This window comes from Chromobacterium sp. FG22 (genome assembly GCF_057809415.1).
Genome location: NZ_JBMDJX010000036.1, coordinates 13,702 through 39,627, shown reverse-complemented (window position 1 = coordinate 39,627; position 25,926 = coordinate 13,702). Strand labels below are relative to the sequence as shown.

Genomic DNA, 25,926 nt, shown 5'->3' with positions numbered 1-25,926 from the left:
CGGCGGCCGCCACGCCGGCGGCGGCCAAGGCGCCCGCCGCCGCGCGGCCCAGCGGCGCGGCGTTGCGACGCGAGCTGAGCGCCTTGTGGACGGCCGTGCTCAAGCGCGAACCGCCGTCGGAGGACAGCGATTTCAGCGCGCTGGGCGGAGATTCTTTGCTGATGCTGCGGATCTGCTCCCGCGCCGGCCGGGCCTTTGGCCTGGATGCGGCGGTGGTGGCCCGTCTGTTGACGGCGCAGACCGTGGCCGAGCAGGCCCGGATCATCGAGACCGAGGGCGCGGGCGCGGACGGCGTCCGGGTCGGCGCCCTCGTCGCGCTGTCCGCGCCGGGCGACGCGCCGCCGTTGTTCTTCGCGCCGGGCGCGGGCGGGCATGTGCCGTATCTGCGCGCGCTCGCGGCCGAGCTGTCCAAGGACTTCTCGGTATGGGGCATGGAGCTGCCTGGGTCCGGCGAGGCCGACGCGGCCGGCGTCGAAGCCATCGCGACGGCGCTGATCGCCGACATCCGGCGGGTGCGGCCTTATGGGCCTTATCGCCTGGGCGGCCATTCTTTCGGCGGCTGGGTCGCGCTTGAGATTGCGCGGCAACTGGCCGGCCAGGGCGAGGCGGTGGCTTGGGTCTCCATCGTGGACAGCCTGCCGCCGGGGGCGGCGGCGCGGCCGCACAAGCGGGAGTGGCGGGACAGCCGCTGGATGGCGGAGATCGGCAACAGCTTCGCGCGTCTGGCCGACGCCAAGCTGCTATTCGACGCCGACGAATTCGACGCGCTGGACGATGCGCGGAGAGTGGAACGTTTGCGCGAGCGCTTGATAGCGGCGGGCGTGCTGCCGGAGGAGCTTGGCCTGCCCGAATTCGCGGCGCGCGTGCGCGCCTTCATCGCGCATTCGCTGACGGATTACGCGCCGGCGACGCCTTATGCCGGCGCGCTGCATTTGATTGTGGCCGCGGACAGGGACGGCGAGGCGGACGCGCCCGACGACGCCGCGCTCATCGACGGCTGGCGCGCGGCGGCGCCGGCCGCGGCGACGGCGCTGCGCCTGCCCGGCGATCACGTCGGCATCATGCGCCCCCCCTTCGTCAGCGGGCTGGCCGGCGCCTTGCGCGCCATGGAGGCCGCCGCGCGGCGGGCCGTTTCAGACATGGAAACCGAGGAAGAACAATGAACACCAGAGTCAAGGCATTCGCCGCCGTCGAGGCGGCGCTGGCGGAACCGGAGGCGGCGCTCGCCAACGGCGATTTCGAAACCGTGGAACAATTGATGAGCGGCATCCGCGCGGCCAACCGGGCGCACGGCCTGTGGCTGCCGCAGGTGCCGCGCGCCGACGGCGGCCTGGGCCTGAACCTGCTTGAGCTGGTGGAGGTGGGCGAGCTGCTGGGCGCCTCGCCGCTGGGCCATTACGCGGTCAACTACCAGGCGCCCGACGCCGGCAATATCGACGTGCTGCTGGAGTACGCGACTCCCGCGCAGCGCCGGCGCTGGCTGGAGCCGCTATTGCGCGGCGAACTGCGCAGCTGCTTCGCGGCGACGGAGCCGGAGTCCGCCGGATCGAATCCCTCCTCGCTGAAAACGACGGCGGTGTACAGGGACGGCGCCTGGCATCTGAACGGCCGCAAATGGTTCGCGTCCGGCGCCGACGGCGCGGGCTTCGCCATCGTGCTGGCCGTCACCGACGAGGCCGCGCCGCTGCACGCGCGCACCAGCACCTTCATCGTGCCCGCCGACGCGCCCGGCTTCCGCCACGTCCGCAATCTGCGGGTGATGGGGGACGAGGGCTGCGGCTGGGCCAGCCACGGCGAACTGGTGCTGGACGATTGCCGGGTGGGCGAGGACGCGATGCTGGGCAAGCCCGGCGAGGGCTTCGTCGTGCTGCAGGCCAGGCTCGCCACCGGACGGCTGCACCATTGCGCGCGCTGGATAGGCGTGTGCGAGCGCGCCTTCGCCATCATGTGCCGGCGCGCCTGCCGCCGGGAGCTGGCCGCGGGCGAGCTGCTGTCCTCGCGCCAGACGGTGCAGAACTGGATCGCCGAGAGCCGCGCGTCGATAGACGCCGCGCGCCTGCTGGTGACCCAGGCGGCCACGCGGCTGCAGAACCGCCACGAGCGCGCGCAGATCGACATCTCGATCGCGAAGTTCTTCGTGGCCGGCGTGACGCAGACCGTGCTCGATCACGCGTTGCAGGTGCAGGGCGCGTTGGGCGTCAGCGGCGACACGATTCTCAATGTGCTGTGGCGGCACGAACGCGCGGGGCGGATTTACGACGGCCCGGACGAGGTGCACAAGAGCCTGGTGGCGCGCCATGCGCTGGCCGGTTTCCGGCGGGAGCTGGCATGAGCGCGCGGATCGCGGAGCGCGCGATGGCGGCGCTGGGCCGCCCCCGCGTCGGCGCGCGCGCGACGCGGGTGGGCGGCGGCCGGGCCAGCGAAGTGTTCCTGGTGCAGGGCGGCGACAGCGAACTCATCGCCTACTGGCTGCCGGAGGGCGGCGCGCGCGAGGCGAGGCGCCGCTACGCGCTGCTGGAGCGGCTGTCCGGCCAGTTCCGGCTGGCGCCCAGGCCGCTGGCGGTGGACGAGGACGGCGACGCCGCGCTGCTGCTGGTTGAAAAGCTGGACGGCGTCGCGCCGGCCGCCTGCGGAGCGCTCGGCCCCGACACCGTGCGCCGGCTCGCGGAAAACTTCATCGAAACGCTGGCGAGCCTGCATGCGCTGGAGGTCGCGCCGGCCGACCGGCCCCCCGACTATCTGCGCCGCATCCTGAGCGAATGGCGGCGACGCTGGAACGCGGAGGAGGCGGGCGCGGCGGCCGACGCCGACTTCCGGGCGGTGGCCGACTGGCTGAGCGAGCGGATGCCGCAGACCGCGCCCTCCGCCTGGCTGCACAACGACTACAAGCTGGACAACATCCTCGTCGACCCGGGCGATCCGGCGCGGCTGGTGGGCGTCGTCGATTGGGAGCTGGCCGCGGTCGGCCATCCGCTGGCGGATCTCGGCGCCGCGCTCGCTTACTGGATAGAGGGCCGGGATTCGTCGCTGCTGCGGCTGGACGCGCCCGGGCCGAGCTGCGCGCCGGGCGCGCCGACGCGCGCGGCGCTGGTGGACCTGTACGCCGCCGCCGCCGGACGCGAGGTGACGGAACCCGCCTACTGGTACGCCTACGGCCTGCTGCGGCTGGCGGTGATCACGCAACAACTGGCGCTGCGGCGCCGCGACGAAGGACAGCGCGTGCCGCGCGCCAAGCTGATCGTGCGCTGGCTGCTGGACCGCGCGGCGGAAGCCTGCGGCGGCGGCCGGCTGTGACGGCCGTCCGCGCGCCCTCCGATTCATCCCGATAAGGACATCCCATCATGAATACCGAAACTTCCACAACGCCCTTCGACGTCATCGTGATCGGCGGCAGTCACGCCGGACAATCCGCCGCCTTGCAGATCGCGCGCGCGCGCCGCCGCGTGCTGGTGATCGACGCCGGCGCGCGCCGCAATCGCTTCGCCGCCCAATCCCACGGCGTGATCGGCCTGGACGGACGCTCGCCCGACGCGATCGCCGCGGACGGCAAGGCGCAATTGCTGGCCTATCCCAACGCGCAATGGCGCGCGGACACCGTGGTCCGGGCCGAGAGCGGCGAGGCAGGCTACGCGCTGCGCTGCGCCTCCGGCCAAAGCTACGCGGCGCGCCAGCTGGTGCTGGCCTTCGGCGTGGTGGACGAATTGCCTGAGCTGGAGGGCCTGCGCGAGCGCTGGGGCGAAAGCGTGTTCCACTGCCCTTACTGCCACGGCTACGAACTGAAGCAGGGCCGCATCGGCGTGCTCGGCGGCGGCCCCTTGTCCTATCTGTCGGCGATGCTGATGCCGGAATGGGGCCCGACCGTCTTCCTGAGCGACGGCGGCTTCGAGCCGGACGCGGCGCAGCGCGAGGCGCTGGCGCAGCGGGGCGTCGACATCGTGCGCGAACGGATCGCGCGCATCGTCGAGCGCGCCACCGTCGAGCTGGCCGATGGACGCCGGCTGGCCTTTGACGGGCTGTTCATGATGAACCGCTTCCGCCTGTCCAGCCCGGTGGCGGAGCAGCTGGGCTGCGTGATCGAGGAGGGGCCGCTGGGGCCTTATGTGCGGACCGACGACGCGATGGAGACATCGGCGCCGGGCGTATTCGCCTGCGGCGACATCACGCAGCGGGGCGGCACCGTGGCGCTGGCCATCGGCAACGGCGCGCTGGCGGGCATCGCCGCGCATCGCAAACTGGTGTTCGGATAAGCCGCGCGCGACGGCAGACTTCTTTCTCTTCATGACTGGAAAGCGATTCATGAGTTGGCAAAACCTATGTTTCTCCTGGCTGTTGCGCAGAACGGCCAAATCCCTGACCCGCAAGCCCGGCCTGACCGCCCAGGAAATGCGCGAGCGCAGCGCGAAATGGGCGCGCGGCGAAATCAAGCCGCCGCGCGGCTGGCGGGTGCGCAAGCTGGACGCGGAGGCGCTGCGCGGCGAGTGGATAGAGCCTGAAGCCGCCGCGCGGCGCGAGGCGAGCGGGCGGGTGATCCTGTATTTGCACGGCGGCGGCTATTGCTTCTGCTCGCCGCTGACGCACCGCGGCGTGGCCGCCGCGCTGGCGCGGGAGGCGGACGCGCGCGCGTTTTCGCTGGCTTACCGGCTGGCGCCGGAACATCCGTTCCCGGCCGCCGTCGACGACGCGCTGGCGGCGTATCGGGGGCTGTTGGACGAGGGCGTGGCGCCTGAGCGCATCGTGGTCGCCGGCGACTCCTCCGGCGGCGGGCTGGCGCTGGCGCTGCTGCTGTCGCTGCGCGACGCGGGCGCGCCGATGCCGGCCGGCGCGGTCTTGTTCTCGCCGTGGACGGATCTGGCGGCGACCGGAGCCTCGCTGGAAGCGAACGACGCGTCCGATGTGATGCTGAGCGCGGTGGCGGTGAGGAATTTCTCGCGCTACTACCTTGGCGACGCCGCCGCCGATCATCCCATCGCCTCGCCGCTCTACGGCGAGTACGCGGGCCTGCCGGATCTGTTCATCCAGGCCAGCGACAGCGAGGTGCTGCTGGACGACGCCGCGCGCGTGGCCAGCAAGGCGAGCGCGGCCGGCGTCGGCGTGGATTTCAAGGTGTGGCGGCGGCTGCCGCACGCCTGGGCCACCCTGACGCCGATGCTGCCGGAAGCGAGGGCGGCGATCAAAGAAGCCGGCGGCTTCATCCGCAAGGTGGCGCCGTGAACCGCGGCTGGGTGGACGCCGCGCCGGCCGGCCAAGCCGCGGCCTTGCGCCTGTTCTGCTTCCCTTACGCCGGCGGCAGCGCGGCGGTGTACCGCGGCTGGGCGGAGCGCTTGCCGGCTGCGGTCGATGTGCTGCCCATGCATCCGCCGGGGCGGGGGCGGCGCTTTCACGATCCGCTGCGCTATCGGCTGGATCAGCAGGCCGAGGAGGCGACGGACGCGATCGCGCCGCTGCTGGACCGGCCTTACGCCCTATTCGGGCACAGCATGGGGGCGAGCCTGGCTTTCGAGGTGGCCCAGCGGGCGCGGGCGCGCGGCCTGCCGGCGCCCTGCTGCCTGATCGTGTCCGGGCGCGCCGCGCCGCATCTGCCGCCGAGAGAGCGGCCGATACACGGTTTGCCGGACGATGAGTTTCTGGACGAGGTGATGCGCATGAACGGCACGCCGGCGGAAGTGCTGGCCCATCCGGAACTGGTCCAGGTCATCCTGCCGGTGCTGCACGCCGACTTCGAGGCGATAGAGACTTACCGTCCCGCGCCGCGTCCCCCTTTGAGCTGCCGCATCGTCGCCCTGGGCGGCAGCGAAGAAGAGGGCGGCGTCGAGGCGGCCGCTTCCTGGCAGGGCTATGCCACCGGCGGTTTTCGCAGCGAGATCCTGCCCGGCGATCACTTCTTCCTGAACGGGAGACCGGAAAGCCTGTTCGCGATACTGAAGGAGGAGCTTGGCCGCGCTGTGTGAGGGCCCGGCCCGCGGCGGCTTACAGGTTCTGGCCGACGCGCCACAGCACGCCGGAGGGATCATGTAGGCAGAAGTCGCGCATGCCCCAGGGCTGGTCCACGAGCGGGCCTATCTTGGCCGGATAGCGCTCGGCGACGCCCTGGGCCAGCCATTGGCGGTGCCAGGCGTCGACATCGTCGACCAGCAAGTGCAAGACCAGGTTTTCCGCCAATTGCGGATGATAGAAGTCCTGCAGCAGGAAGCTGCACTGGCCATGGACGAAATAGCTGACGCCGTGGCTGTCCGACTTTTGCTCGAAGCCCAGATCGGCGTAAAAGCGCTGCGACAGCGCGTAGTCGCGGGCGGGCACGAAGGCTTTGATTTCAATGCTGCGCAATTGAGACACGGGGAAACTCCTTGCGGTGGTGGGGCGGAAAAAAACCGCTGCGGCAGGGCGCGCAGCGGTTGTCTCGTTTGGGGGCGGGAGCCGGCTTATTGCGCCGGCGCTTCGCCTTCCAGCATGGCGACGCCTTCCAGCCCGGAGCGGAAGACCGCCTGTTGCAGGGTGTCTATCGCCTTCTTGCGGAAGAACTGCTTGCGCGTCACCAACAGCACGCGGCGCTGTGGCGCCGGCGTCTTGAACGGCACCACCGACAATAAGGATTCGTCGGTGGGGCCTATCGAGGTGGACGGCATCACGGTGACGCCCATGCCGCTGGCCACCATGTGGCGGATGGTGTTGAGCGAGCTGCCCTGCAGATTGGCGGCCAGCGTGCCGCCGTGGCTCTGCCGGCTGGCCAGATCGCTGCAGGCCTGCAGCACCTGATCGCGGAAGCAATTGCCCTGGGTCAGCAGCAGGACGCTTTCGTCGGCCAGTTGATTGGCGGCGATGGCGCCCAGCTTTTCCCAGGGATGGCCCTTGGGCGTGGCGACGACAAAGGGCTCGTCGTACAGCGGGCTCGCCACGGTGCCGGCCTCGTCGAAGGGGTCGGCCACGATGATGGCGTCCACTTCGCCGCGCTTGAGCATTTCCGAAAGCCGGGAGGTGTAGTTCTCCTCCAGGATCAAGGGCATGTCCGGCGCCAGGATGCGCAAGGCCGGGATCAGCCGCGGCAGCAGATAGGGGCTGATGGTGAAAATCACCCCCAGCTTCAGCGGGCCCACCAGTTCGTTCTGATGTTCGCCGGCCAGGCGTTTGACGGTTTCGGCCTCCTCCAGCACGCGTTGCGATTGCTCGATGATGCGTTCGCCGATCTCGGTGACGCTGACTTCCTGGCCGCCGCGCTCAAACAGCGTGACGCCCAGTTCGTCCTCCAGCTTCTTGATGGCGATGGACAGCGTCGGCTGGCTGACGAAGCAGCTTTGCGCGGCGCGGCCGAAGTGGCGCTCCCGCGCCACCGCGACGATATAGCGAAGTTCGGTCAGCGTCATGGCTCAGCGCTGGTGCTCCGGCAGCACGATATTGACTTCCAGCACTTCGAAGTCGTCCTGGCGCTCCACTTGCACCTTGATGTCGTCCAGATTGACCGCGACGTATTTGGAGATCACTTCCATCAATTCGCGCTGCAGCGCCGGCAGATAGTCGGGCGCGCTGCGGCCGTTGCGTTCGTGGGCCAGGATGATTTGCAGGCGTTCTCTGGCAATGGCCGCGGTTTTCTGGCGCTTGCCAAAGATCATTTCGATCAGGGACATGACTTAACCTCCAAAGAGGCGCTTCAGAATGCCCACTTTGGGGGCATCGAGGAAACGCATCGGGCGCTCTTCGCCCAGGAAACGGGCCACCACGTCGGAATAGGCGTCGGCGACGTCCGAGCCTTTCAGGTGGATGGCCGGGGTGCCGGAGTTGGAGGCTTGCAGAACGGTCTGCGACTCCGGAATCACGCCCAGCAGCGGCACGCGCAGAATCTCCTTCACATCGTCCACCGACAGCATTTCGCCCTTGTCGACGCGGCCGGCGGAGTAGCGGGTGATCAGCAGGTGTTCCTTGACCGGCTCGCGGCTCTCTTCCGCGCGCTTGGACTTGGAGGACAGAATGCCCAGGATGCGGTCGGAGTCGCGCACCGAGGAGACTTCCGGATTGGTGACGATCAGCGCTTCGTCGGCGAAGTACAGCGCCATCAGCGCGCCTTTTTCAATGCCGGCCGGCGAGTCGCAGACAATGTATTCGAAGCCGGCTTCGGCCAGGTCGTTCAACACCTTCTCCACGCCGTCCAGCGTCAAGGCGTCTTTGTCGCGGGTTTGCGAGGCGGGGATGATGTAGAGGTTGTCGCAGTTCTTGTCCTTGATCAGCGCCTGGTTCAGGCTGGCTTCGCCGTTGACGACATTGATCAGGTCATAGACCACGCGGCGTTCGCAACCCATGATCAGGTCCAGGTTGCGCAAACCGACGTCGAAGTCGATGACGACGGTTTTGTGACCGCGCAACGCCAGGCCGGAGGAGAAGCTGGCACTGGTAGTGGTTTTACCGACGCCACCCTTGCCGGACGTCACAACGATGATTTTTGCCACAGTCGATCCCTTTGAATAATGGCTTGTTACTCGCCGAGCGCGGTCATGACCAGGCGCTCGTTCTCGAGATAGATTTGAGTTGGCTTGCCCAGAATGCTGTCGGGCAAGGCTTGTTCGATAGTTCGATAGACTCCGGCGATGGACACCAGTTCGGCCTCCATGCTGCGGGCGAAAATGCGGGCGCCGGCGTTGCCGCGCGCGCCGGCGAGAGCGCGGCCGCGCAAGGGCGCGTAGATATGGATATTGCCGTCGGCGATCACTTCCGCGCCGGCGCTGACCATGGCCAGCACGATCAGATCGCAGCCTTTGGCGTAGATTTGCTGGCCGGCGCGCACCGGACGGTCGACGATCATGGCGCCGGTGGCCGGAGCCGGTTCCGGCGCGGCGGGCTTGTCGGCGGGTTCCGGCGCGCTTTGCGCCGAGCGCGCCGGCGTGGCGCTGCTGGTGTAGGCCAGGCCGAACTGGCTGGCGACGCCGGCCAGCGCGGTGCTGGGGTGGCGCAGGGCCACCGCGCGGATGCCGCGGCGGCTGAGCATGGGCAGCAGGCGGCCGTAATCCAGCTCGGCCGGGGCGGGCAAGGCTTCCACGTCGAGGACGAAGGCTTCCGCCGGCGCGTCGTGGCCGGTGCCGAAACGCGCGTCCAGCGCCTGGCTCAGTTCGTCCAGGTCGTCGGTGCGCAGCAAGAGCGCCAGCAGATCCAGGCTGGCGGATTTTATGTCGAATGCGTTGGCCGCAGGGCTCATTGTACTTGGCTTCATGTAGATAGATTTATTCTATGGGGCGAGTGTACTGGGTTGCTGACAGGCTTTCAATGGCGTTGCTCGGCTTGGGGCCAAAAGGCCGAAATCGGCCGAGGCGGCGGGCTTGGACGCAGGCAAGTGTTGCAATTGAGGGAATTGTCGCGCGGAGAAGAAAGGAAGCGCGTTTCCGTAATGTCTTTGGAATGTTTGTGTTGCAAAAATTCATGAAAAATAGCGGTTTAGCCACTTGTGCATTGCAACATTTTCTTGACTCGAGAGAGCCGACCCGCCAGAATGGCAATTGTTGCGATGCAACATCAAGGGCGCAGGTTAAGTTCGCTGTCGTTGCTGAGCTGTCAATTTTGGATATTTTTTAGGAGTCGTCATGTTTACCACTACTCAAGAATTCTCCGCTCTCGGCCAGTCGCAGTTCGACAAGGCCGTGCGTTTCTCCTCCATCGTGCTGGCCGGCGCCGAGCGTCTGGCCGCGCTGCAACTGGACCTGTCGCGCAAGTTGTTGGCCGACAACGCCCAGGCGATCAAGGCGCTGAGCGAAGCCAAGGATCCCAAGGCCTTCGCCGAAGTGCAGAGCAGCCTGGCTCAGCCGTCCATCGATCAGGCTTTCTCCGTGGCGCGCAATGTCTACGACGCCGCGCTGACCACCCAGAATGAACTGGCCGCTTTTGTCGAAGAGCAGATCGCCGAAGGCAATCAGACCCTGCTGAGCAATCTGGACCGTCTGTCCAAGAACGCGCCGGCCGGCTCCGACGCCGCGGTGTCCGCTCTGAAAAGCCTGGTGAACACCTCCAACGCCGCTTTCGAAAGCGTGTCCAAGACTGCCAAGAAGGTCAGCGCGGAAATCGCCGAAGCCAGCGTGGAAGCCGCCACCAACTCCGCCAAGGCCGCCAGCGCCGCCGTCGCCCGCGGCAAGAAGGCGACCAGCGCCGCCTGATTCCGGCCTTGTCGTGAAAAAAAGCCCGCGTTCTCGCGGGCTTTTTAGTTTTTAGGGCTCAGAGGAGCTTGGGCGGCGAAGTCGTCCCATAATTGCCGCCAGGCCTGCTGGCAGCCGTCCGCCTGCACGATCAGCCCGGCCAGGCTGGCGGCGTAGTGTTCTTGCTCCCGCGGCGGTTCGGCGAAGTCCCGCCGCGCCGTCGGATTGTCCTCGGGCAGCTTGCGTTCCCGCAGATAGCGTTGCGACAGGCGCACCAGCTGTTCCCACAGCTGCCATTGCCCGCGCAGCCCGGTTTCCCAGTCCGGCGCGGTTTGCGTGGCCGGGCTGGGCGGCGTCTGCCGTCTCAACATGAACAGCAGCGCTTCCCAGACCTGGCGGGTGTAGCGCGCGCTGCCCGTCGGGCCGCAGCGCAGCCAGGCGGCCGGCAGCGGCGCCAGCGCGTCCAGCAAGGCCAAGGCGTCGGCGGTCGGCGCGGGGTCGGCGCCCAGCAACAGCATGAAGCCGAAGTCCGAGCCCAGCGCCTGCCAGGCGCCGTCCAGCTCCAGCAACTGGACCTCGTGCTTGCGGCAGAGCCGCAGGCGGGGAGGCAGGGGAGCTTGATGCAGGGGGTCGATATTGATCCAGCAGCCGGAAGGCAGGTAAAAGCCTTGCCAATCGCCAGGCAGCCAGGACGGCGGACCGCTCGCGCCGGCGGACGCGGGCAAACCCCGGCTGGCCAGGCGCTGCTGGAGCCAGTGGAGTTGCGGTGCTGAGCCTTGGGCGATATAGGTCACTATGGTTCCGGTTGGGCTGCCCGACGCCATGGCGACGACAGGCGGCGGGGCATGGGGGCCATGTTCGGGGCATTGCGGTCCTGGACGCGGGCGGGCTTCCGGAAGCGGTTCACGATCCGCCGCGCGCCGGCGTACGGTCTTTGAGAACCCCTTCGAAGCGCCTATCTGCCGTATGCGCATTCCGCTTTTTCAGCCGCAAGGCCTTGTTTTACTTTAGCCCGCGGGGCCGTCGCAGGTTCTAATGGAACGATACCTGCAATGCGGCGACGGGTAAAAGAATTATTTATGGTATTTAGTAACAATCACTTGCTTTTCTAACTGCGGGTGGCCGCGGTGTCCAAGCCTCAGCGATTGTAGCAAATAATGATGGCATATTGCGTTGCAATATCAGCGTTGGCGAATGTGCGGAGGCAAACGCCGGGCATGAAAAAACCGGCGACGCGCGCCGGTTGTCTTGGGATAAGCGCCGAGCGCTTATTTTTCGAAGTTGGCGATGCCGTCGACCAGTTCGGTCTTGGCGTCGTCCAGCGTGCCCCAGCCTTGCACTTTGACCCACTTGCCTTTTTCCAGGTCTTTGTAGTGTTCGAAGAAGTGCACCATCTGGTTGCGCAGCAGTTCCGGCAGGTCTTCCAGTTTCTGGATGGACTTGTACATCGGGCACAGTTTTTCCACCGGCACGGCCACCAGCTTGGCGTCAACGCCGGACTCGTCTTCCATCTTGATCAGGCCCAGCGCGCGACAGCGCACCACCACGCCCGGAGGCAGCGGGAAGGGGGTCACCACCAGCACGTCAACCGGATCGCCGTCGCCGGCGAGGGTTTGCGGCACGAAACCGTAGTTGGCCGGATACATCATGGAGGTGCCCATGAAGCGGTCAACCACCAGCGCGTTCCAGTCTTTGTCGAATTCGTACTTGATCGGGGCGGCGTTGGCGGAGATTTCGATGACGACGTTGAAGTCGCCCGGCATGTCTTTGCCCGGGCCGATGCTAGCGAGATCCATCAGGGAATCCTTGTTGAGCGTGTTGAACACAATGTTTCGATAAACCGCGCAATTATAGCAGTAGCTGCCGCGTCGCGTATCGGGCGGGTATAATCGCCGGCGATTGAGTGAGCGCGAGAAAGAGCGATTGATGCTGGACAAATGGATCGTCGAGTTCGACAAGGGGCTGCGCACCCTGTTTGCTTCCGCGCAAAGCCTGCGGCCGCATCCTGACGCGGCGCTGGGTGAGGCGGAGCTGGCTGCGGAGGAGAAGCGGCACGCTTTGGGCCTGATGCGGGTGAACCATTGCGGCGAGGTGTGCGCCCAGGCTTTATACCAGGGGCAGGCGCTGACGGCGCGCACGCCGCAGGCGCGCGAAGCCTTGCGCCAAGCGGCGCAGGAGGAGGTGGAGCATCTGGCCTGGACCGAGCGGCGCATTCGCGAGCTGGGCGGCCGGCCCAGCGTGTTCAACCCGCTGTGGTACACCGGTTCGCTGGCGATAGGCGTGGCCGCCGGGGTGTTGGGCGATAAGTGGAATCTGGGCTTTCTGGAGGAAACCGAGCAACAGGTGGGCGCGCATCTGGACAGCCATCTGAAGCTGTTGCCGGAGGCGGACGCCAAGAGCCGCGCCATCGTCGAGCAGATGCGCGACGACGAATTGAAGCATGCGGACATGGCCCACGATCTGGGCGCGGCCCCATTGCCGGCTCCGGTCAAGGGGGCGATGAAGCTGTCCGCCAAGCTGATGACGGGAGCCAGTTATCGGCTTTGACGGATAAGAGCGGCTAACAAAAGTCGGTTTCACGGCCGAAGCAAGGCGCGCCGGCGCAAGGAAGTCGCCGCTCTAAACGAACAGGCCTGGATTCCAGGCCTGTTCGCATTATGGCGCGGGCGTTTCAGTCGCGCCGGCGCTTGCGCCCCGGCAGGCTGGTGACGATGCCCAGACCGATGATGGCGACGCTGATCAGGCCGGTGAGCACTTCACCCAGCTCTACATGGAGCGCGGCGGCGAACATGATGGCGACCAGGGCGCCGATGGCCCAGAACGCGGACGTCTCCAGGTATTTGAACTGGCCGATGATGTTGCGCTCCACCAGCAGAATGGTCATCGAACGCACGAACATCGCGCCTATGCCGAGCCCGGCGGCGATCAGCCAGAAATTATTGGTGATGGCGAAGGCGGCGATCACGCCGTCCATGGAGAAGCTGGCGTCCAGCGTTTCCAGATAGACGAAGCCGATCAGGCCGTTCTTGGCCGCGGCGGTCTGAATGTCCATGCCGCCGAACAGCTGCTTGAACACATGCAGCGCCATGAACACCACATAGCCCCAGAAACAGCTGCTGAGAAACTCCATCTTCTGTCCGGCGGGAATGGCGGCGGCCACCAGCGCGATCAACAGGATGGCGATCATCGACTGCGCGTTTTCAACCGAGCCCAATCGGGCCAGCAGCGGCTCGACGGCCGGCAGCCAGTGTTCGTCCTTTTCCTTTTTGACGAAGTATTCCACCACCACCATCAGCAGGAAGGTGGCGCCGAAGCCCATGATCATCAGATGCGAGTCGTGCATGATCTGCTGGTAGCGCAGCGGTTCGCGGGTGGCGATGGAGAAGGCCTCGAGCAAGGGCGTGTCGCCGGCGACGGCGACGATGAGCAGCGGAAACAGGATGCGCATGCCGAACACCGCGACGGCGATGCCCACCGTCATGAAGAGTTTGCGCCACAAGGAGCTCATCGCCTGCAGCACGCTGGCGTTGACGACCGCGTTGTCGAAGGAAACGCTGGTTTCCAGAATCGCCAGCACCAGGGCGGTGACCAGGAAAGAGCTGGCCATGGCGGGGCCGCCCAGCTGGAAGCCGTACCAGCCGGCGGCGGCCAGCACGACGACGCTGAACAGCAGCGAGCCGGTGAAGTAGGAGAGCGTGGTGCGCATGAATGAATTCGCCTTGTTGTGCGGGACGAGCCAGGCTCGCCCGGCGCCGGCGTCGGGAGCGGCGCCGGCGGGTGATGACGTGGGATTATAATCGCGGCGGTTTTGAGGTCAACGCGCGCGGGCCAGGCAGCTCTGATAGCGGCCGTCCACGCGCTTGGCGAACCACTCGGTGGTCAGCTTGCGGGTGATCTTGGGGCTTTTCAGATCGATCTGCGGCAGTTGTTCGCGCGCCGCGGGCTTGCCGAAGCGCTGGTCCGCCAGCGCGTAGGTTTTGCGGTAGAGCTCGCTTTGGCCGAAGGCGGCGCTTTTTTCCAGTTTCAGGTCGCGCAGAATCTCGCCCTGGCCCATGCCCAGCTTGCCGCCCTGGCTGATGACCGCGCTCTGGGTGGTGCTGGGGTAGACCTTGCCGTCCTTGTAGCTGAGCAGGTCGCCGTCCAGCGTCAGGTCCTTGCCGCTGAGTTTTTCCATCACGGCTTGGAAAGCCGCGTTGCGGCTGCTGTAGCGGCCGGCGTTGAAGTCGGCGAAGCGGTACAGCATCTGGCTGTAAGGCGCAGGGTATTGCAGCAGGATGGCCGCGCCGAAGTAGACGCCGCCGCGGCGGGTGAACACTTCCTGGCGCACGCTGCCGCTGCGCGGATAGGGATAGGGCCAGACTCTGACGTGGCCTTCGGCGAACTCGACGCTGACCTGCATCGGCCCGCCGGTGCGGATCGGGTTCTTCATGCTCATCGGCAGGCCCAGCTTGCTGGCTTCGCGCGCCATGTCTTCGAACAGATCGTTCATTTCCCTTTCGGTGCGCAGGCTGTCGATGCGCGCCTTATAGCTTTTGCCGTTGGGCGATGTCTTCATCAGCGCGGCTTTGACCACCGGCAGCGGGATCAGATAGCCGTGGGCCCGCTCGGCGATCTTGTCCCAGACGATGGCGGGCAGATTGGGCACGGTGGGATCGGCCTGCCAGCTGGACTCCTGCTCGATCACCGCCGCCAGCGCGCAGAAATTCTCCGCGGTGTAGGGGATCTTCAGGTGGGCGAAGGCCGAGAGCATGTCGTTGCTCCAGCCCTGGCGGTCGCGGATCTTGGCCGGCAGCAGGCGGTTGAGCAACAGGCGCCCGGCCTGCGGATCGTTGTAGGCGGGCCTGAGCGGCGGCGCGCTCACCGGCGGAGGCGAGGGCGGCGCTTCGACCGCCGGCGCAGGGGCCTCCGGCTCGGGGGGGACGGGCGCGACGACGACGGGAGCGGCGACCGGGGCCGGCGGACTGACGGTGGCGCAGGCGCTCAGCAGCGCGGGCAAAAGGGCAAACAGCAAACGGGACGGTTTCACGGTGCGCGGGACGGTGCGGAATCAAACCGTGAAGGTTAGGCTATCTTGCTGTCATCGGCAATCGCGCTCAGAGGTTCTGGTAACGATTCACGATTTGCTTGTAGGCGCCGCTTTTTTGTATCGCGCGCAAGCCCAGGTTGAACTCGTCCTTCAGGGGGGCGCTGCGGAAGGCCATCCGGTACACGGTGGGGGCGAACAGCCGGTGAATGTCCACCGGCGCGGTTTTTTCCTTGAACTGGGTGGCGAGCTTGTGGTTCATCCAGGCGAAGATGTTGCGGTCGGCCACCACCACGTCCACGGAGCCGCGGTACAGCAGCCGGTTTTGATCCACCTGGTTGGCGGTTTCCGCGTAGTTGGGATTGCTTCGGGCCATGTCCTTGAAGGCTTCGCCCAGGTATTGCCTGGCCAGGGAAAAGGCCAGCACCCGATAGGCGCCCAACTCCTTGGCTTGGTGCAACTGGATGCGGCGGCTGCTGAGGGTGATGGCCACATCCTCGTAGCTGATGTAGACGTCGGAATACTCGGCTTGCAATCCGGCCTGCTCGCCCACGGTGGCCACCGCGTCGATGTCCTTGTTCTTCAGCGCCATCGGCAGCCGGGGTTGGGAAAAGAAAACCGGTTCTATCCGGTAGCCGCGCTCTTGCAAGGCGGCGCGCACGATCTCCACTTCAAGCCCGCTCTTGCCGCCCTCCATCACATAGGGCTCCAGCGATTCGCCAAAGGCCACCTTGACGATCTTGGCGGCGTGGGCGTTGGCGGCGAGGGCCAGCAGCAAGCTGCCAAGTAACAGTAATCTCCCCATCGGCTTGCCTTCTCGACTTCCTCGCTTCGGGCCCGCGCAGTGGAAACCGCGCTATCCGGGCGATAGGTTGCGCATCAGATAAGGAATGTATTTTGCGCGTACGCCGCCGGCGCTGACAAGCGCTCCGCCGCCGTGCGGCTCAGTCCGTCAGATAGGGCAGGGGATCGACCGCCGAAGAGCGGACGCGCAGTTCAAAGTGCAGCTTGACCCGGGTGGTGCCGGAACTGCCCATGGTGGCGATGGTGTCGCCGGCCTTGACCGCTTGCCCTTCCTTGACCAGCAAGGACTGATTGTGAGCATAGACGGTGAGGTGGGCATTGTCATGCTGGATGATCAATAGATTGCCGTAACTGCGGATGCCTTTGCCGGAGTAGGTGACCTTGCCGCCGGCCGCCGCGCGGATGGGGGCGCCCGCCTCGCCGGCGATGTCGATGCCCTTGCTGCCCTGGCCGTTGAACTTGGCGATGACGGGGCCCTTGGCCGGCCAGATCAGCTTGATATTGGCCGTCGGCCGGGGCGCGGGCTTGCTGGGCTCGGAGGCGGAAGGCTTGGCCGCGGGCCGGCTGGGCTGCGGACGGCCGGGCTTGGCGGAGGCTTGCGCGGAGCCGCCGGGGGGCGATACGCGCAGCAATTGCCCTGCATTGATGCTGCCCGGGTCTTTCAGCCCGTTCCAGCGCACCAGGTTCGCCACGCTGACCCGGTGGTTCTGGGCAATGCGAAACAGGGTGTCTCCCGGTTTGACGCGGTAAAAGCCGGCGGACTCCACCGCGGCGGGTTGCGAGGTGCTGGCGCAGGCGGCAAGCAGCAGGGACAGGGAGCTGGAAATAAGGCGGACGCGCAAGGACATGGCGCCGATTTTAGCATCGCAGCCCGCGGCTGCGCGGTTTCTGTGCGCAAACGCCGGCGGCTGGACTAAAAATCATGTTAAGGACTGTGACGGGCATGGGCATCGGGCGGAGGTGCGGGATGAAACTGGGGTGGGCGATAAGCGGCTTGTGGTGCATGGCGGCGTTGGCGGCGGAGCCGTCGACGCTCTCCGTCTACAGCGTGGAGTATCCGCCGCTGGTGTTGAAAGGAGAGGGCGGCAAATTGAGCGGCATCGCCACGGAGGTGGTGGCCCAGGCGCTGCAATTGGCCGGCTTGAGTGCGCGCATGCCGGAGATCCCCTGGAAGCGGGCCCAAATGCAGGTGCAGCAAGACGCGGACAGCTGCCTGATGCCTTTTACCCGCTCCCCGGAGAGGGAGAAAATGTATCGCTGGGTGGGGCTGGTGATGGAAAGCAAGCAATCCCTGTTCATCAATACGCATCATCCCGTGGTCTTGAACTCGCTGGACGACGCCAAGGGCAAGCGCGTCGTGGTGCTGCTGGGCTCCTCGCTGGCGGAGTATCTGAAAAAAAACAATATAGGGTATTCGGTCAGACCTACGCCGGAGGAGGCCGAGCGCGAACTGGCGGCGGGCGTGGCGGACATCTGGGCGGTGCATGACGTGGTGGCCAACTACACCATCAAACAGGTGGGCACGCCGACGGACAGCATCCGCGAGGCCTTGCAGGTGCAAACCACCAGTATTTATCTGGCCTGCAGTCCGAAAATGTCGGATGCGACCGCGCTGAGGCTGAGCAGGGCGTTTCAGCAATTGCGCGAAAGCGGGAAGCTGGAAAAAATCATCGCCAAATATTTGAAGTGACGATAGTTGTCGTGCGGTATTTTATGGTGACAGTGTTGGTTCGTATTAATTTATCAAGGTTACAGTATCTTGGAAAAACGCATTGAACTGTCACTGATGGCTGTGAAATGGCTGGGCTAGAATGGTGCCAGTTTTTGAGTCGCCGCGGATCCGGCGGCGCAATGGTGATTCTTTTGTCATCCCTGGACAAGGACAGTCATGAACCGAACCTACTTAGCCCACCTAGAAGCCACGCTGGCGCAGATTCGCGCCGACGGTTTTGAAAAGCCCGAGCGCGTGATCGCCACGCCGCAGCGCGCGGACATCGCCTTGAGCAACGGCAGCAATGTGCTGAATTTCTGCGCCAACAACTACCTGGGCCTGGCCGACGACCCGCGCCTGATCGAGGCGGCGAAGAAGGGCATGGACGACTTCGGCTACGGCTGCGCCTCGGTCCGCTTCATCTGCGGCACCCAGCAAGTGCACAAGGACCTGGAGCAGGCGATTTCCGGCTTTCTGGGCACCGACGACACCATTCTGTATTCCAGCTGCTTCGACGCCAACGGCGGCGTGTTCGAAACCCTGCTGGGCGAAGAAGACGCGGTGATTTCCGATGAGCTCAATCACGCGTCCATCATCGACGGCGTGCGCCTGTCCAAGGCCAAGCGCTTCCGTTACAAGAACAACGACATGGCCGATCTGGAGGCGCAGCTGGTCGCCGCCGAGCAGGCCGGCGCGCGCTTCAAGCTGATCGTCACCGACGGCGTGTTCTCCATGGACGGCATCATCGCCGATCTGAAAACCCTGTGCGAAGTGGCCGAACGCCACGGCGCGCTGGTGATGGTGGACGATTCCCACGCCGTCGGCTTCATCGGCGACAGCGGCGCCGGCACGCCGGAGCTGTGCGGCGTGGCCGATCGCATCGACATCTACACCGGCACCCTGGGCAAGGCCCTGGGCGGCGCGTCCGGCGGCTATGTGTCCGGCCGCAAAGCCGTCATCGATCTGCTGCGTCAGCGTTCGCGTCCGTATCTGTTCTCCAACACCCTGGCTCCGGCCATCGCCGCCGCCAGCCTGGAAGTGCTGAACATCCTCAAGGGCGGGGAAGGCGCGGAGCTCCGCGCCAAGGTGCGCCGCAACGCCGAAGTGTTCCGCCAGGAAATGAGCGCGGCCGGCTTCACCCTGGTGCCGGGTCAGCATCCCATCGTGCCGGTGATGCTGGGCGATGCGCGGCTGGCGGGCGAGATGGCGGCCAAGCTGTTGGAAGAGGGCGTGTACGTGATCGGCTTCTCCTTCCCGGTGGTGCCCAAGGGCAAGGCGCGCATCCGCACCCAGATGTCGGCGCGCCACAGCGAAGAACAGGTTAGGCTGGCGGTGGCGGCTTTCATCAAAGTGGGCCGCGAGCTCGGCGTGATCTGAGGCGTAGCGCCGCGCGCCCAAGAGGGCGCCGCGGCGGATAGGAACAGCAATGAAAGCATTATCCAAACTGAAGGCCGAGCGCGGCCTGTGGATGACCGATGTGGCCAAGCCGGAAATCGGCCACAACGATCTATTGATCCGTATTCGCAAGACCGCGATCTGCGGAACGGACATTCATATCTGGAACTGGGACGACTGGGCGCAAAAAACCATCCCGGTGCCGATGCACGTCGGCCATGAATACGTCGGCGTGATCGAGGACATCGGCTCGGAAGTGCAGGGCTTCAGCATTGGCCAGCGCGTGTCGGGCGAAGGACACATCACCTGTGGCCATTGCCGCAACTGTCGCGCCGGCCGCCGCCACCTGTGCCGCAACACCTTCGGCGTGGGCGTCAATCGCGAGGGCGCGTTCGCCGAGTATCTGGTGATTCCGGCCTTCAACGCCTTCCCGATTCCGGACGACATTTCCGACGATCTGGCGTCCATCTTCGACCCCTTCGGCAATGCGGTGCACACCGCGCTCAGCTTCAATCTGGTGGGCGAGGACGTGTTGATCACCGGCGCGGGTCCGATCGGCATCATGGCGGTGGCGATTGCGCGCCATGTCGGCGCGCGCCACGTGGTGATCACCGACGTCAACGAATACCGCTTGGAACTGGCGCGCAAAATGGGCGCGACCCGCGCGGTGAACGTGGCCAAGCAGGACCTCAAGCAAGTGATGGCCGAATTGCACATGAGCGAGGGCTTCGACGTCGGCCTGGAAATGTCCGGCAATCCGCAGGCCTTCCGTCAGATGCTGGACACCATGAACCACGGCGGCAAAGTGGCCTTGCTGGGGATTCCCCCGGCCGACACCGCCATCGATTGGAACCACGTCATCTTCAAGGGCCTGGAAATCAAGGGCATCTACGGCCGCGAAATGTTCGAGACCTGGTACAAGATGGTGGCCCTGATCCAGTCCGGTCTGGACATCACCCCCATCATCACCCACCACTTCCCGGTGGCGGAGTTCCAGCAGGGCTTTGACGCCATGTTGTCCGGCCAGAGCGGCAAGGTGATTCTGGACTGGAGTTGACGGCCGGAAAGGACTGGACGCATCAACCCTCTTCGCCGGCGAAGAGGGTTTTTCACATGGGGGCGCGGCTTGAGCCTGCTTTGAGATTGTTTGAGTCTTTGGGGGCGGGCGGCGAGAATGCGCTGACAAAAGGGATGGGGCGGAGGGCCGCTGGCCGGTCTTCGCGGCTTGGGCCGCGCCGCGCGCGGCGGTGCGTTCTGTTCCGATTGTTTGAGTGAGTTCAGAGCTTGCCCTCTCCGCATTGCGGAGAGGGCTTTTTTTATTTCGTCTTATTGTCCGGCGGGCGCCAGCAAGGGCGCATAACCCAGGCCGCGCAACTTCTCCATGGTTTCGTCGGCTTCGGCGCGGCTCTTGAACGGGCCGACCTGCACGCGGGTGACGGTGTGGGCCGGGATGCCGTGCTGTTTCAGCTCTTTCACCAGCTTTTCGGCGTTGCCGATGCTGGAGAACAGGCCCAGCTGGACTTGATAACCGATGGAGCTGCCGGCCGGCTTGGCCTTGACCGGGGCCTCCTTGACCGGCGCGACGGGCTTGTCCGCCGCGATGGCGGCGGCGGGCGGGGCGGCTTTGACGGCTTCGGCCGGCGCGGCTTTGGCGGCTGCCGTCTGCGGCGGAGCCGCTGCGGCGCTTGGCGCGGGAGGCGCTTTCGCCGCCGCGCGCTCGTGCGCCGGTGCCGGCGCGGCGGCATGGACCGGCGGGCGGTTGTTGACCACGGCCGGAGTCTTGTCCAGGTCCGGGCTGGCCGGGCTGGCTACGCTGGGCGCTTGCGGCGCGCCGGCGGGCTCCGTCGCGGGCGCGCTGCTTTCCGCCGTCGGCGCGCTGGCGGGCGCGGGCGCCGGCGGCGCTTCCGCCGGGGCGGAGGCGGGCTTGATGATCTTGCCGGAGCTGGGGCTCTGGCTGCTGGCGGTCATTTCCACCTTGGGTTTGTTGAAACTGTCGGTCAGCGGAATGGCGGCCAGCGCCACGGCGACCAGGCCGCCGGCGATCAGCAAACGCTTTTTCAGTTTGCTGTTGAGTTCGGCCTCGCCGCCGGTCTTGTCGGGGTCTTGTTGATTTTGTTCGCGCATGGTCCGTGAGACTTGAGAAATGTGCAGCACATGGTTGAAAACACTGCTAAAATATCGGGTTCGTCAAAATTGGGTAACCCGAGTGGCTGCATAATACTCAAGTTTAGCCACTTGTCTTGATGTTTGGGAGAATTTATATGGCAATTGAACGCACCTTGTCCATCGTTAAGCCGGACGCCGTTGGTAAAAACGTCATCGGCAAAATCTACGATCGTTTCGAATCCGCCGGCCTGAAAATCGTGGCCGCCAAGATGAAGCAACTGTCCCGCGCCGAAGCCGAAGGCTTCTACGCCGTGCACAAAGAACGTCCGTTCTTCAAGGACCTGGTTGACTTCATGGTGTCCGGCCCGGTGATGATCCAGGCGCTGGAAGGCGAGAACGCCGTGCTGAAAAACCGCGAACTGATGGGCGCGACCGATCCGAAGAAGGCTGAAGCCGGCACCATCCGCGCCGATTTCGCCGACTCCATCGACGCCAACGCCGTTCATGGTTCCGACAGCGCGGAAAACGCCGCGATCGAAGTGGCTTATTTCTTTGCTGCATCCGAGATCAGCGCCCGCTAATCTCTAAAGAGTACTCCGTTGTTTGCGGAGCCCGTCGTCATGGACGGGCTCCGTCTAAAAGGCGGTCGTCCACACCGCCTTTGCTTTATCCCGAGGAATGCATGAAAACCAACCTGCTCGACTTCAATCTGGACCAGCTGACCCGGCATTTCGCCGAAATGGGCGAGAAACCGTTTCGCGCCAAGCAAGTGATGCGCTGGATGCACCAGATGGCGGAAGCCGACTTCGACGCGATGACCGATCTGGCCAAGAGCCTGCGCGCCAAGCTGCATGAGCGCGCCGAAGTGAAGGTCCCCTCGCTGATGACCGGGCAGGCGTCCAGTGATGGCACCCGCAAGTGGCTGCTCGACGTAGGCACCGGCAACGGCGTCGAAACCGTCTTCATCCCCGAGGATGAACGCGGCACCTTGTGCGTGTCATCCCAGGTAGGCTGTGCGCTGGAGTGCACGTTCTGCTCCACCGGCCGCCAAGGCTTCAACCGCAATTTGTCCACCGCGGAAATCATCGGTCAGCTGTGGTGGGCCAATAAGGCGATGGGCGTCACGCCCAAGAACGAACGCGTGGTGTCCAATGTGGTAATGATGGGCATGGGCGAGCCGCTGGCCAACTTCGACAATGTGGTCAGCGCGATGCAGATCATGCTGGATGACCACGGCTACGGCCTGTCCCGCAGACGCGTGACCCTGTCCACTTCCGGCCTGGTGCCGCAGATGGACAGGCTGCGCGAAGAATGCCCGGTGGCGCTGGCGGTGTCGCTGCACGCGCCCAATGACGCCATTCGCGACGTGATTGTGCCTATAAACAAGAAATACCCGCTGGCGCAGCTGATGGCGGCCTGTCAGCGCTATCTGGAAAAGGCGCCGCGCGACTTCATCACTTTCGAGTACGTGATGCTTGACGGTGTCAACGATAGGCCGGAACATGCTCGCCAACTGCTGGAACTGGTGCGGGACGTGCCGTGCAAGTTCAATCTGATACCGTTCAATCCGTTCCCGAACTCGGGTTACGAGCGTTCCAGCAATAATGCGATTCGAGCGTTCCGCGAAATTCTGCAGGAGCGCGGTTACGTGGTGACGGTGCGGAAAACGCGCGGCGACGACATCGACGCCGCCTGTGGCCAGCTGGCCGGCCAGGTGATGGACAAAACCCGCCGTCAAGCCAAATGGATGCAGCTCGTAGAGGACAATAAGCAATGACGATACGGCAAATGGGGTTGATGGCCTGCTTATGGATGGCTGTGAGTTCAACCGCATTTGCCGCCGATCCCGAAACGTCGCGCGAGCTGGCGACGATACGCAGCCAGCTGGCGATCGAATACGCCAAGATCGGCAACTACAAAGTGGCGCTGGAAACGGCGGATTTGGCCGTCGCCGCGGACCCGGCCTATGTCCCGGCCTATGTGTCCCGAGCCTATGTTTTGACCCAGCTGCGCGAAGAAGGGCCCGCCGAAGCCAATTACCGCAAAGCCCTGCAACTGGATCCAAACAACCCGGAAGCGAACAATAATTACGGTTTGTTTCTGTGCGACCGAAACCGGCTGCAGGATTCTTTGTCCTATTTTCAGAAAGCGCTGGCCAACCCGCTGTATGATTCGCCTCAGACGGCTTATTTGAACCTGGGGCATTGCAGCGCCAAGGCCGGCAATCAAGAGCAGGCCAATGATTACTTGCTGGCGGCGCTGCGCGCCGCGCCCAATTTCGCGCCCGCGTTGCGGGAATTAGCACAGTTGCATCTTGGGCTGGGTAATGCCAAATTGGCTGCTTTCTATTTCGAACGGATGGGCAAGGGCGCGGCGCTGCAAGCCGACGACCTGTGGCTTGGCGTGCAGATCGGGCGCAAAAGCGGCAACAGGGCGTTGGAGAGCGAATGTTCCGTCGCGCTCAAGAACCGCTATCCGGATTCCAAAGAAACACAACTGCTGTTGAGTGGAAGCTGAGGATGGAGCAACAATTCGAACAACAGGGACAACCGACGGGTTCCAGCGTCGGCGCCCGGCTGAAAGCCGCCCGAGAGGCGGCAGGCATGGGCTTGGGGGAAGTCGCGGATAGGCTGAAACTGTCGATGCGGCAGCTGGAGGCGATAGAACGCGACGATTTCACAATCTTGCCGGGCGCGACCTTCGTGCGCGGCTTTGTCCGTAATTACGCCCGCTTTTTGCAGATTGACCCCGAACCGTTGATGCATGCGCTGGACAGGCAGTTTCCTTCCGCGGTCAACGACGTGGCCAATCTGGTGCGCGACGGCGCGCACGAGGCGCCCGGGCATTCCGGCGAGACGCCTGCGTCGGACGAGGGCGGATCTTCCGGCAAATGGATCGTAGGCTTGCTGGTGGTGGCGGCGCTGGGCGGCGGCGTGGCGTGGCTGGCCAGCAGCCGTGGCGGCGAAGGCCGGGCGGCCGCGGACGCGTCCGCAGCCATGGCGACCGAACTGTCTTCGGCGCCGACGGGCGAGGCTTCCGCTCCCGCCGCCTTCGTCGCGGAGACGCCCGCCTCGGCGCCGGCTGTCGCTCCTGCGCCCGCTCCGGCCTCCGCGCCGCAGCCGGTCAGGGCGGCCAGCGTGGCCAGCGTGGCCAGCGCCCCGGTCCTGTCGGTGCCGCCGCTCGCCAAACCGCAGGCCAGCGCCGCCGTGGCGGCGGCCAGCGGCAAGCTGGTGTTGACGGTCAAGGAGGCGGAAGCCTGGGTGTCGGTGGTGGACGCCACCGGCAAGAAGCTGGTGTTCCAGACCTTGCAGCCGGGCAGCACCCAGGAAGCGGTCGGCACGCCGCCGTTCAAACTGGTGATCGGCAACGCCTCGCAAGTGGCGGTGAATTTCAATGGCCAAGCGGTGGACCTCACGGACAAGATCCGCGGCACCACGGCAAAGCTGGAACTCAAGTAATTCAAGGTAGCGAATGGATAGCGTGAACATCGCGCGACGCCCCACCCTGCAGGCTAGGGTGGGGCATGTCATTGTAGGATCGGACGCTCCGGTGGTGGTGCAGTCCATGACCAACACCGATACCGCGGACGCGGCGGCCACGGTGCGGCAAGTGCTGGAGCTGGCGGAAGCCGGCTCGGAGCTGGTGCGCATCACCGTCAACTCGCCGGAGGCGGCGGCCAAGGTGGCGGAAATCCGCCAACGGCTGGACGATGCCGGCTGTGCCGTTCCCTTGGTCGGCGATTTCCATTTCAACGGCGATCGCCTGCTGAAGGAATATCCCGATTGCGCGCGCGCGCTGGCCAAATACCGGATCAATCCGGGCAATGTGGGCAAGGGCGCCAAGGGCGACGACAAATTCGCCTTCATGATCCGCACCGCCATCGAATACGGCAAGCCGGTGCGCATCGGCGTCAACTGGGGCAGCCTGGATCAGGCTTTGCTGGCCAGAATGATGGACGCCAACAACCGCGTCGCCCAGCCGCTGCCCTTGGAGCGGCTGATGCGCGAAGCCTTGATCGTTTCCGCGCTGGAGTCCGCCGACAAGGCGATGGAATTGGGGCTGCCGGCCGAGCAGATCCTGCTGTCCTGCAAGGTCAGCAATGTGCAGGACCTGATCACCGTGTACCGAGATCTGGGCAGCCGCTGCGATTTCCCGCTGCACCTGGGCCTGACCGAGGCCGGCATGGGCTCCAAGGGCATCGTCGCCTCCAGTGCCGCGTTGGCGATCTTGCTGCAGCAGGGCATAGGCGACACCATCCGCATCTCGCTGACGCCGCAGCCGGGCGAGGCGCGCACCAAGGAAGTGGTGGTGGCGCAGGAGTTGCTGCAGACCATGGGCCTGCGCAGCTTTACCCCGCTGGTGACCGCTTGTCCGGGCTGCGGCCGCACCACCAGCACCTTCTTCCAGGAGCTGGCGGATCAGATTCAGACGTATCTGCGCACGCAGATGCCGGTATGGCGTTTGCAATACCCGGGCGTGGAAGACATGAAGGTGGCGGTGATGGGCTGTGTGGTCAACGGCCCGGGGGAGAGCAAGCTGGCCGATATCGGCATCTCGCTGCCCGGCACCGGCGAAGTGCCGGTGGCGCCGGTTTACGTCGACGGTCAAAAGGATGTTACCCTCAAGGGCGACAACATCGCCTCCGAATTCACGGCCTTGGTTGATCGCTATGTGCAAAGCCGTTACGGCGAAGGCGGCGCCAAGCGCCGCGAGGGCGGGAGCCGCACCATTCCGATTCGTCCGGTAGGCGTTTGAGCGCGTTTGGCGCAATGACCGGGCAC

At 65.3% G+C, this 25,926-nt stretch carries 29 protein-coding genes; 17 read left to right on the top strand and 12 right to left on the bottom strand.

What is annotated here, in order from left to right; genetic code table 11:
- The 6 genes from ACODSD_RS22690 to ACODSD_RS22665 form a co-directional block, all read left to right on the top strand.
- Positions 1–1,163: thioesterase domain-containing protein (locus ACODSD_RS22690; protein WP_488878392.1), on the top strand; the 1,163-nt coding region annotated here is incomplete at its 5' end.
- Entirely contained in the window at positions 1,160–2,332 is a 1,173-nt protein-coding gene (locus ACODSD_RS22685; RefSeq protein WP_227104394.1) for an acyl-CoA dehydrogenase family protein, read from the top strand. The genes ACODSD_RS22690 and ACODSD_RS22685, both read left to right, overlap by 4 nt.
- Positions 2,329–3,294: a phosphotransferase family protein gene (locus ACODSD_RS22680; protein WP_107798538.1), complete on the top strand. Its 966-nt coding sequence runs from the start codon at positions 2,329–2,331 to the stop codon at positions 3,292–3,294. Before ACODSD_RS22685 ends, ACODSD_RS22680 begins: the two co-directional genes overlap by 4 nt.
- A 47-nt stretch (positions 3,295–3,341) precedes the next feature.
- A complete protein-coding gene (locus ACODSD_RS22675; RefSeq protein ID WP_488878391.1) occupies positions 3,342–4,247 on the top strand; it encodes an NAD(P)/FAD-dependent oxidoreductase in 906 nt (301 codons plus the stop codon).
- A 49-nt stretch (positions 4,248–4,296) separates the two neighbouring features.
- Positions 4,297–5,211 carry an alpha/beta hydrolase gene (locus ACODSD_RS22670; RefSeq protein WP_227104388.1) on the top strand — a complete coding sequence of 305 codons (915 nt, stop codon included), beginning with the start codon at positions 4,297–4,299 and terminating at the stop codon, positions 5,209–5,211.
- A complete protein-coding gene (locus ACODSD_RS22665) occupies positions 5,208–5,948 on the top strand; it encodes a thioesterase II family protein (protein WP_488878390.1) in 741 nt (246 codons plus the stop codon). Before ACODSD_RS22670 ends, ACODSD_RS22665 begins: the two co-directional genes overlap by 4 nt.
- A gap of 19 nt (positions 5,949–5,967) precedes the next feature.
- Here the strand turns inward: ACODSD_RS22665 and ACODSD_RS22660 are convergent, their stop codons facing one another.
- The 5 genes from ACODSD_RS22660 to minC all read right to left on the bottom strand — a co-directional run bounded on the left by ACODSD_RS22660 (position 5,968) and on the right by minC (position 9,178).
- On the bottom strand, positions 5,968–6,333 hold the full coding sequence (locus tag ACODSD_RS22660) for a VOC family protein (protein ID WP_081547350.1): 366 nt from the start codon (positions 6,331–6,333) through the stop codon (positions 5,968–5,970).
- Positions 6,334–6,419: 86 nt separating this feature from the next.
- A complete protein-coding gene (locus tag ACODSD_RS22655; RefSeq protein WP_107798540.1) occupies positions 6,420–7,358 on the bottom strand; it encodes a LysR substrate-binding domain-containing protein in 939 nt (312 codons plus the stop codon).
- A gap of 3 nt (positions 7,359–7,361) precedes the next feature.
- Positions 7,362–7,619, bottom strand: coding sequence for a cell division topological specificity factor MinE (gene minE / locus ACODSD_RS22650; RefSeq protein ID WP_019104116.1), 258 nt, complete (start codon positions 7,617–7,619; stop codon positions 7,362–7,364).
- 3 nt (positions 7,620–7,622) lie between these two features.
- Positions 7,623–8,435 carry a septum site-determining protein MinD gene (gene minD, locus ACODSD_RS22645; RefSeq protein WP_048409059.1) on the bottom strand — a complete coding sequence of 271 codons (813 nt, stop codon included), beginning with the start codon at positions 8,433–8,435 and terminating at the stop codon, positions 7,623–7,625.
- A 26-nt stretch (positions 8,436–8,461) separates the two neighbouring features.
- On the bottom strand, positions 8,462–9,178 hold the full coding sequence (gene minC, locus ACODSD_RS22640) for a septum site-determining protein MinC (RefSeq protein WP_107798541.1): 717 nt from the start codon (positions 9,176–9,178) through the stop codon (positions 8,462–8,464).
- A 32-nt stretch (positions 9,179–9,210) separates the two neighbouring features.
- Here minC and ACODSD_RS22635 point away from each other — a divergent pair, with 32 nt between their 5' ends.
- Together ACODSD_RS22635 and ACODSD_RS22630 are read left to right on the top strand one after the other, a co-directional pair.
- Positions 9,211–9,552: a hypothetical protein gene (locus ACODSD_RS22635; protein WP_488878389.1), complete on the top strand. Its 342-nt coding sequence runs from the start codon at positions 9,211–9,213 to the stop codon at positions 9,550–9,552.
- Positions 9,553–9,560: 8 nt separating this feature from the next.
- A complete protein-coding gene (locus ACODSD_RS22630; RefSeq protein ID WP_107798542.1) occupies positions 9,561–10,127 on the top strand; it encodes a phasin family protein in 567 nt (188 codons plus the stop codon).
- A 44-nt stretch (positions 10,128–10,171) separates the two neighbouring features.
- Here the strand turns inward: ACODSD_RS22630 and ACODSD_RS22625 are convergent, their stop codons facing one another.
- Both ACODSD_RS22625 and ppa read right to left on the bottom strand, forming a co-directional pair.
- A complete protein-coding gene (locus ACODSD_RS22625; protein ID WP_488878388.1) occupies positions 10,172–10,900 on the bottom strand; it encodes a hypothetical protein in 729 nt (242 codons plus the stop codon).
- Between the two features lie 474 nt (positions 10,901–11,374).
- Entirely contained in the window at positions 11,375–11,902 is a 528-nt protein-coding gene (ppa, locus tag ACODSD_RS22620; protein ID WP_107798544.1) for an inorganic diphosphatase, read from the bottom strand.
- Positions 11,903–12,032: 130 nt separating this feature from the next.
- Here ppa and coq7 point away from each other — a divergent pair, with 130 nt between their 5' ends.
- A complete protein-coding gene (gene coq7 / locus ACODSD_RS22615; protein WP_488878387.1) occupies positions 12,033–12,653 on the top strand; it encodes a 2-polyprenyl-3-methyl-6-methoxy-1,4-benzoquinone monooxygenase in 621 nt (206 codons plus the stop codon).
- Positions 12,654–12,777: 124 nt separating this feature from the next.
- On the opposite strand, the gene ACODSD_RS22610 is transcribed toward coq7, so the two are convergent.
- The 4 genes from ACODSD_RS22610 to ACODSD_RS22595 all read right to left on the bottom strand — a co-directional run bounded on the left by ACODSD_RS22610 (position 12,778) and on the right by ACODSD_RS22595 (position 16,781).
- On the bottom strand, positions 12,778–13,812 hold the full coding sequence (locus tag ACODSD_RS22610) for a DUF475 domain-containing protein (RefSeq protein WP_107798546.1): 1,035 nt from the start codon (positions 13,810–13,812) through the stop codon (positions 12,778–12,780).
- 108 nt (positions 13,813–13,920) lie between these two features.
- Entirely contained in the window at positions 13,921–15,117 is a 1,197-nt protein-coding gene (locus ACODSD_RS22605; RefSeq protein WP_488878386.1) for a DUF1615 domain-containing protein, read from the bottom strand.
- Between the two features lie 82 nt (positions 15,118–15,199).
- Positions 15,200–15,934 carry a substrate-binding periplasmic protein gene (locus ACODSD_RS22600; protein ID WP_158274244.1) on the bottom strand — a complete coding sequence of 245 codons (735 nt, stop codon included), beginning with the start codon at positions 15,932–15,934 and terminating at the stop codon, positions 15,200–15,202.
- A gap of 139 nt (positions 15,935–16,073) precedes the next feature.
- Positions 16,074–16,781, bottom strand: a complete 708-nt coding sequence (locus ACODSD_RS22595; protein WP_235087353.1) for a peptidoglycan DD-metalloendopeptidase family protein — start codon at positions 16,779–16,781, stop codon at positions 16,074–16,076.
- A gap of 119 nt (positions 16,782–16,900) precedes the next feature.
- On the opposite strand from ACODSD_RS22595, the gene ACODSD_RS22590 reads away from it, so the two are divergent.
- The 3 genes from ACODSD_RS22590 to tdh all read left to right on the top strand — a co-directional run bounded on the left by ACODSD_RS22590 (position 16,901) and on the right by tdh (position 20,096).
- Positions 16,901–17,623, top strand: a complete 723-nt coding sequence (locus ACODSD_RS22590) for a substrate-binding periplasmic protein (RefSeq protein WP_488878385.1) — start codon at positions 16,901–16,903, stop codon at positions 17,621–17,623.
- Between the two features lie 198 nt (positions 17,624–17,821).
- Positions 17,822–19,021 carry a glycine C-acetyltransferase gene (locus ACODSD_RS22585; protein WP_107798551.1) on the top strand — a complete coding sequence of 400 codons (1,200 nt, stop codon included), beginning with the start codon at positions 17,822–17,824 and terminating at the stop codon, positions 19,019–19,021.
- Between the two features lie 49 nt (positions 19,022–19,070).
- Positions 19,071–20,096, top strand: a complete 1,026-nt coding sequence (gene tdh / locus ACODSD_RS22580; RefSeq protein WP_107798552.1) for an L-threonine 3-dehydrogenase — start codon at positions 19,071–19,073, stop codon at positions 20,094–20,096.
- Between the two features lie 269 nt (positions 20,097–20,365).
- Here tdh and ACODSD_RS22575 read toward each other — a convergent pair whose 3' ends face one another.
- On the bottom strand, positions 20,366–21,163 hold the full coding sequence (locus tag ACODSD_RS22575; RefSeq protein ID WP_235087360.1) for an SPOR domain-containing protein: 798 nt from the start codon (positions 21,161–21,163) through the stop codon (positions 20,366–20,368).
- 137 nt (positions 21,164–21,300) lie between these two features.
- Here ACODSD_RS22575 and ndk point away from each other — a divergent pair, with 137 nt between their 5' ends.
- The 5 genes from ndk to ispG all read left to right on the top strand — a co-directional run bounded on the left by ndk (position 21,301) and on the right by ispG (position 25,900).
- Complete coding sequence (ndk, locus tag ACODSD_RS22570; RefSeq protein ID WP_107798554.1) at positions 21,301–21,726, top strand: nucleoside-diphosphate kinase; 426 nt, start codon at positions 21,301–21,303, stop codon at positions 21,724–21,726.
- A gap of 101 nt (positions 21,727–21,827) precedes the next feature.
- The gene (rlmN, locus tag ACODSD_RS22565; RefSeq protein ID WP_019104100.1) at positions 21,828–22,922 is read left to right on the top strand and encodes a dual-specificity RNA methyltransferase RlmN; all 1,095 of its coding nucleotides are present in this window, start codon (positions 21,828–21,830) and stop codon (positions 22,920–22,922) included.
- Entirely contained in the window at positions 22,919–23,662 is a 744-nt protein-coding gene (gene pilW, locus ACODSD_RS22560) for a type IV pilus biogenesis/stability protein PilW (protein WP_227104368.1), read from the top strand. The genes rlmN and pilW overlap by 4 nt, the downstream gene beginning before the upstream one ends.
- 2 nt (positions 23,663–23,664) lie before the next feature.
- Positions 23,665–24,603 carry a RodZ domain-containing protein gene (locus tag ACODSD_RS22555; protein WP_488878384.1) on the top strand — a complete coding sequence of 313 codons (939 nt, stop codon included), beginning with the start codon at positions 23,665–23,667 and terminating at the stop codon, positions 24,601–24,603.
- 13 nt (positions 24,604–24,616) lie between these two features.
- On the top strand, positions 24,617–25,900 hold the full coding sequence (gene ispG, locus ACODSD_RS22550; RefSeq protein WP_107798556.1) for a flavodoxin-dependent (E)-4-hydroxy-3-methylbut-2-enyl-diphosphate synthase: 1,284 nt from the start codon (positions 24,617–24,619) through the stop codon (positions 25,898–25,900).
- Positions 25,901–25,926 lie beyond the last annotated feature (26 nt).

Bases quoted from the DNA above. Each gene is read 5' to 3' on its own strand.
- ACODSD_RS22685 (WP_227104394.1), top strand. From the start codon at position 1,160: ATGAACACCAGAGTCAAGGCATTCGCCGCCGTCGAGGCGGCGCTGGCG.
- ACODSD_RS22680 (WP_107798538.1), top strand. From the start codon at position 2,329: ATGAGCGCGCGGATCGCGGAGCGCGCGATGGCGGCGCTGGGCCGCCCC.
- ACODSD_RS22675 (WP_488878391.1), top strand. From the start codon at position 3,342: ATGAATACCGAAACTTCCACAACGCCCTTCGACGTCATCGTGATCGGC.
- ACODSD_RS22670 (WP_227104388.1), top strand. From the start codon at position 4,297: ATGAGTTGGCAAAACCTATGTTTCTCCTGGCTGTTGCGCAGAACGGCC.
- ACODSD_RS22655 (WP_107798540.1), bottom strand. From the start codon at position 7,358: ATGACGCTGACCGAACTTCGCTATATCGTCGCGGTGGCGCGGGAGCGC.
- minE (WP_019104116.1), bottom strand. From the start codon at position 7,619: ATGTCCCTGATCGAAATGATCTTTGGCAAGCGCCAGAAAACCGCGGCC.
- minC (WP_107798541.1), bottom strand. From the start codon at position 9,178: ATGAGCCCTGCGGCCAACGCATTCGACATAAAATCCGCCAGCCTGGAT.
- ACODSD_RS22635 (WP_488878389.1), top strand. From the start codon at position 9,211: ATGGGGCGAGTGTACTGGGTTGCTGACAGGCTTTCAATGGCGTTGCTC.
- ACODSD_RS22630 (WP_107798542.1), top strand. From the start codon at position 9,561: ATGTTTACCACTACTCAAGAATTCTCCGCTCTCGGCCAGTCGCAGTTC.
- ppa (WP_107798544.1), bottom strand. From the start codon at position 11,902: ATGGATCTCGCTAGCATCGGCCCGGGCAAAGACATGCCGGGCGACTTC.
- coq7 (WP_488878387.1), top strand. From the start codon at position 12,033: ATGCTGGACAAATGGATCGTCGAGTTCGACAAGGGGCTGCGCACCCTG.
- ACODSD_RS22610 (WP_107798546.1), bottom strand. From the start codon at position 13,812: ATGCGCACCACGCTCTCCTACTTCACCGGCTCGCTGCTGTTCAGCGTC.
- ACODSD_RS22600 (WP_158274244.1), bottom strand. From the start codon at position 15,934: ATGGGGAGATTACTGTTACTTGGCAGCTTGCTGCTGGCCCTCGCCGCC.
- ACODSD_RS22595 (WP_235087353.1), bottom strand. From the start codon at position 16,781: ATGTCCTTGCGCGTCCGCCTTATTTCCAGCTCCCTGTCCCTGCTGCTT.
- ACODSD_RS22590 (WP_488878385.1), top strand. From the start codon at position 16,901: ATGAAACTGGGGTGGGCGATAAGCGGCTTGTGGTGCATGGCGGCGTTG.
- ACODSD_RS22585 (WP_107798551.1), top strand. From the start codon at position 17,822: ATGAACCGAACCTACTTAGCCCACCTAGAAGCCACGCTGGCGCAGATT.
- tdh (WP_107798552.1), top strand. From the start codon at position 19,071: ATGAAAGCATTATCCAAACTGAAGGCCGAGCGCGGCCTGTGGATGACC.
- ACODSD_RS22575 (WP_235087360.1), bottom strand. From the start codon at position 21,163: ATGCGCGAACAAAATCAACAAGACCCCGACAAGACCGGCGGCGAGGCC.
- ndk (WP_107798554.1), top strand. From the start codon at position 21,301: ATGGCAATTGAACGCACCTTGTCCATCGTTAAGCCGGACGCCGTTGGT.
- rlmN (WP_019104100.1), top strand. From the start codon at position 21,828: ATGAAAACCAACCTGCTCGACTTCAATCTGGACCAGCTGACCCGGCAT.
- pilW (WP_227104368.1), top strand. From the start codon at position 22,919: ATGACGATACGGCAAATGGGGTTGATGGCCTGCTTATGGATGGCTGTG.
- ACODSD_RS22555 (WP_488878384.1), top strand. From the start codon at position 23,665: ATGGAGCAACAATTCGAACAACAGGGACAACCGACGGGTTCCAGCGTC.
- ispG (WP_107798556.1), top strand. From the start codon at position 24,617: ATGGATAGCGTGAACATCGCGCGACGCCCCACCCTGCAGGCTAGGGTG.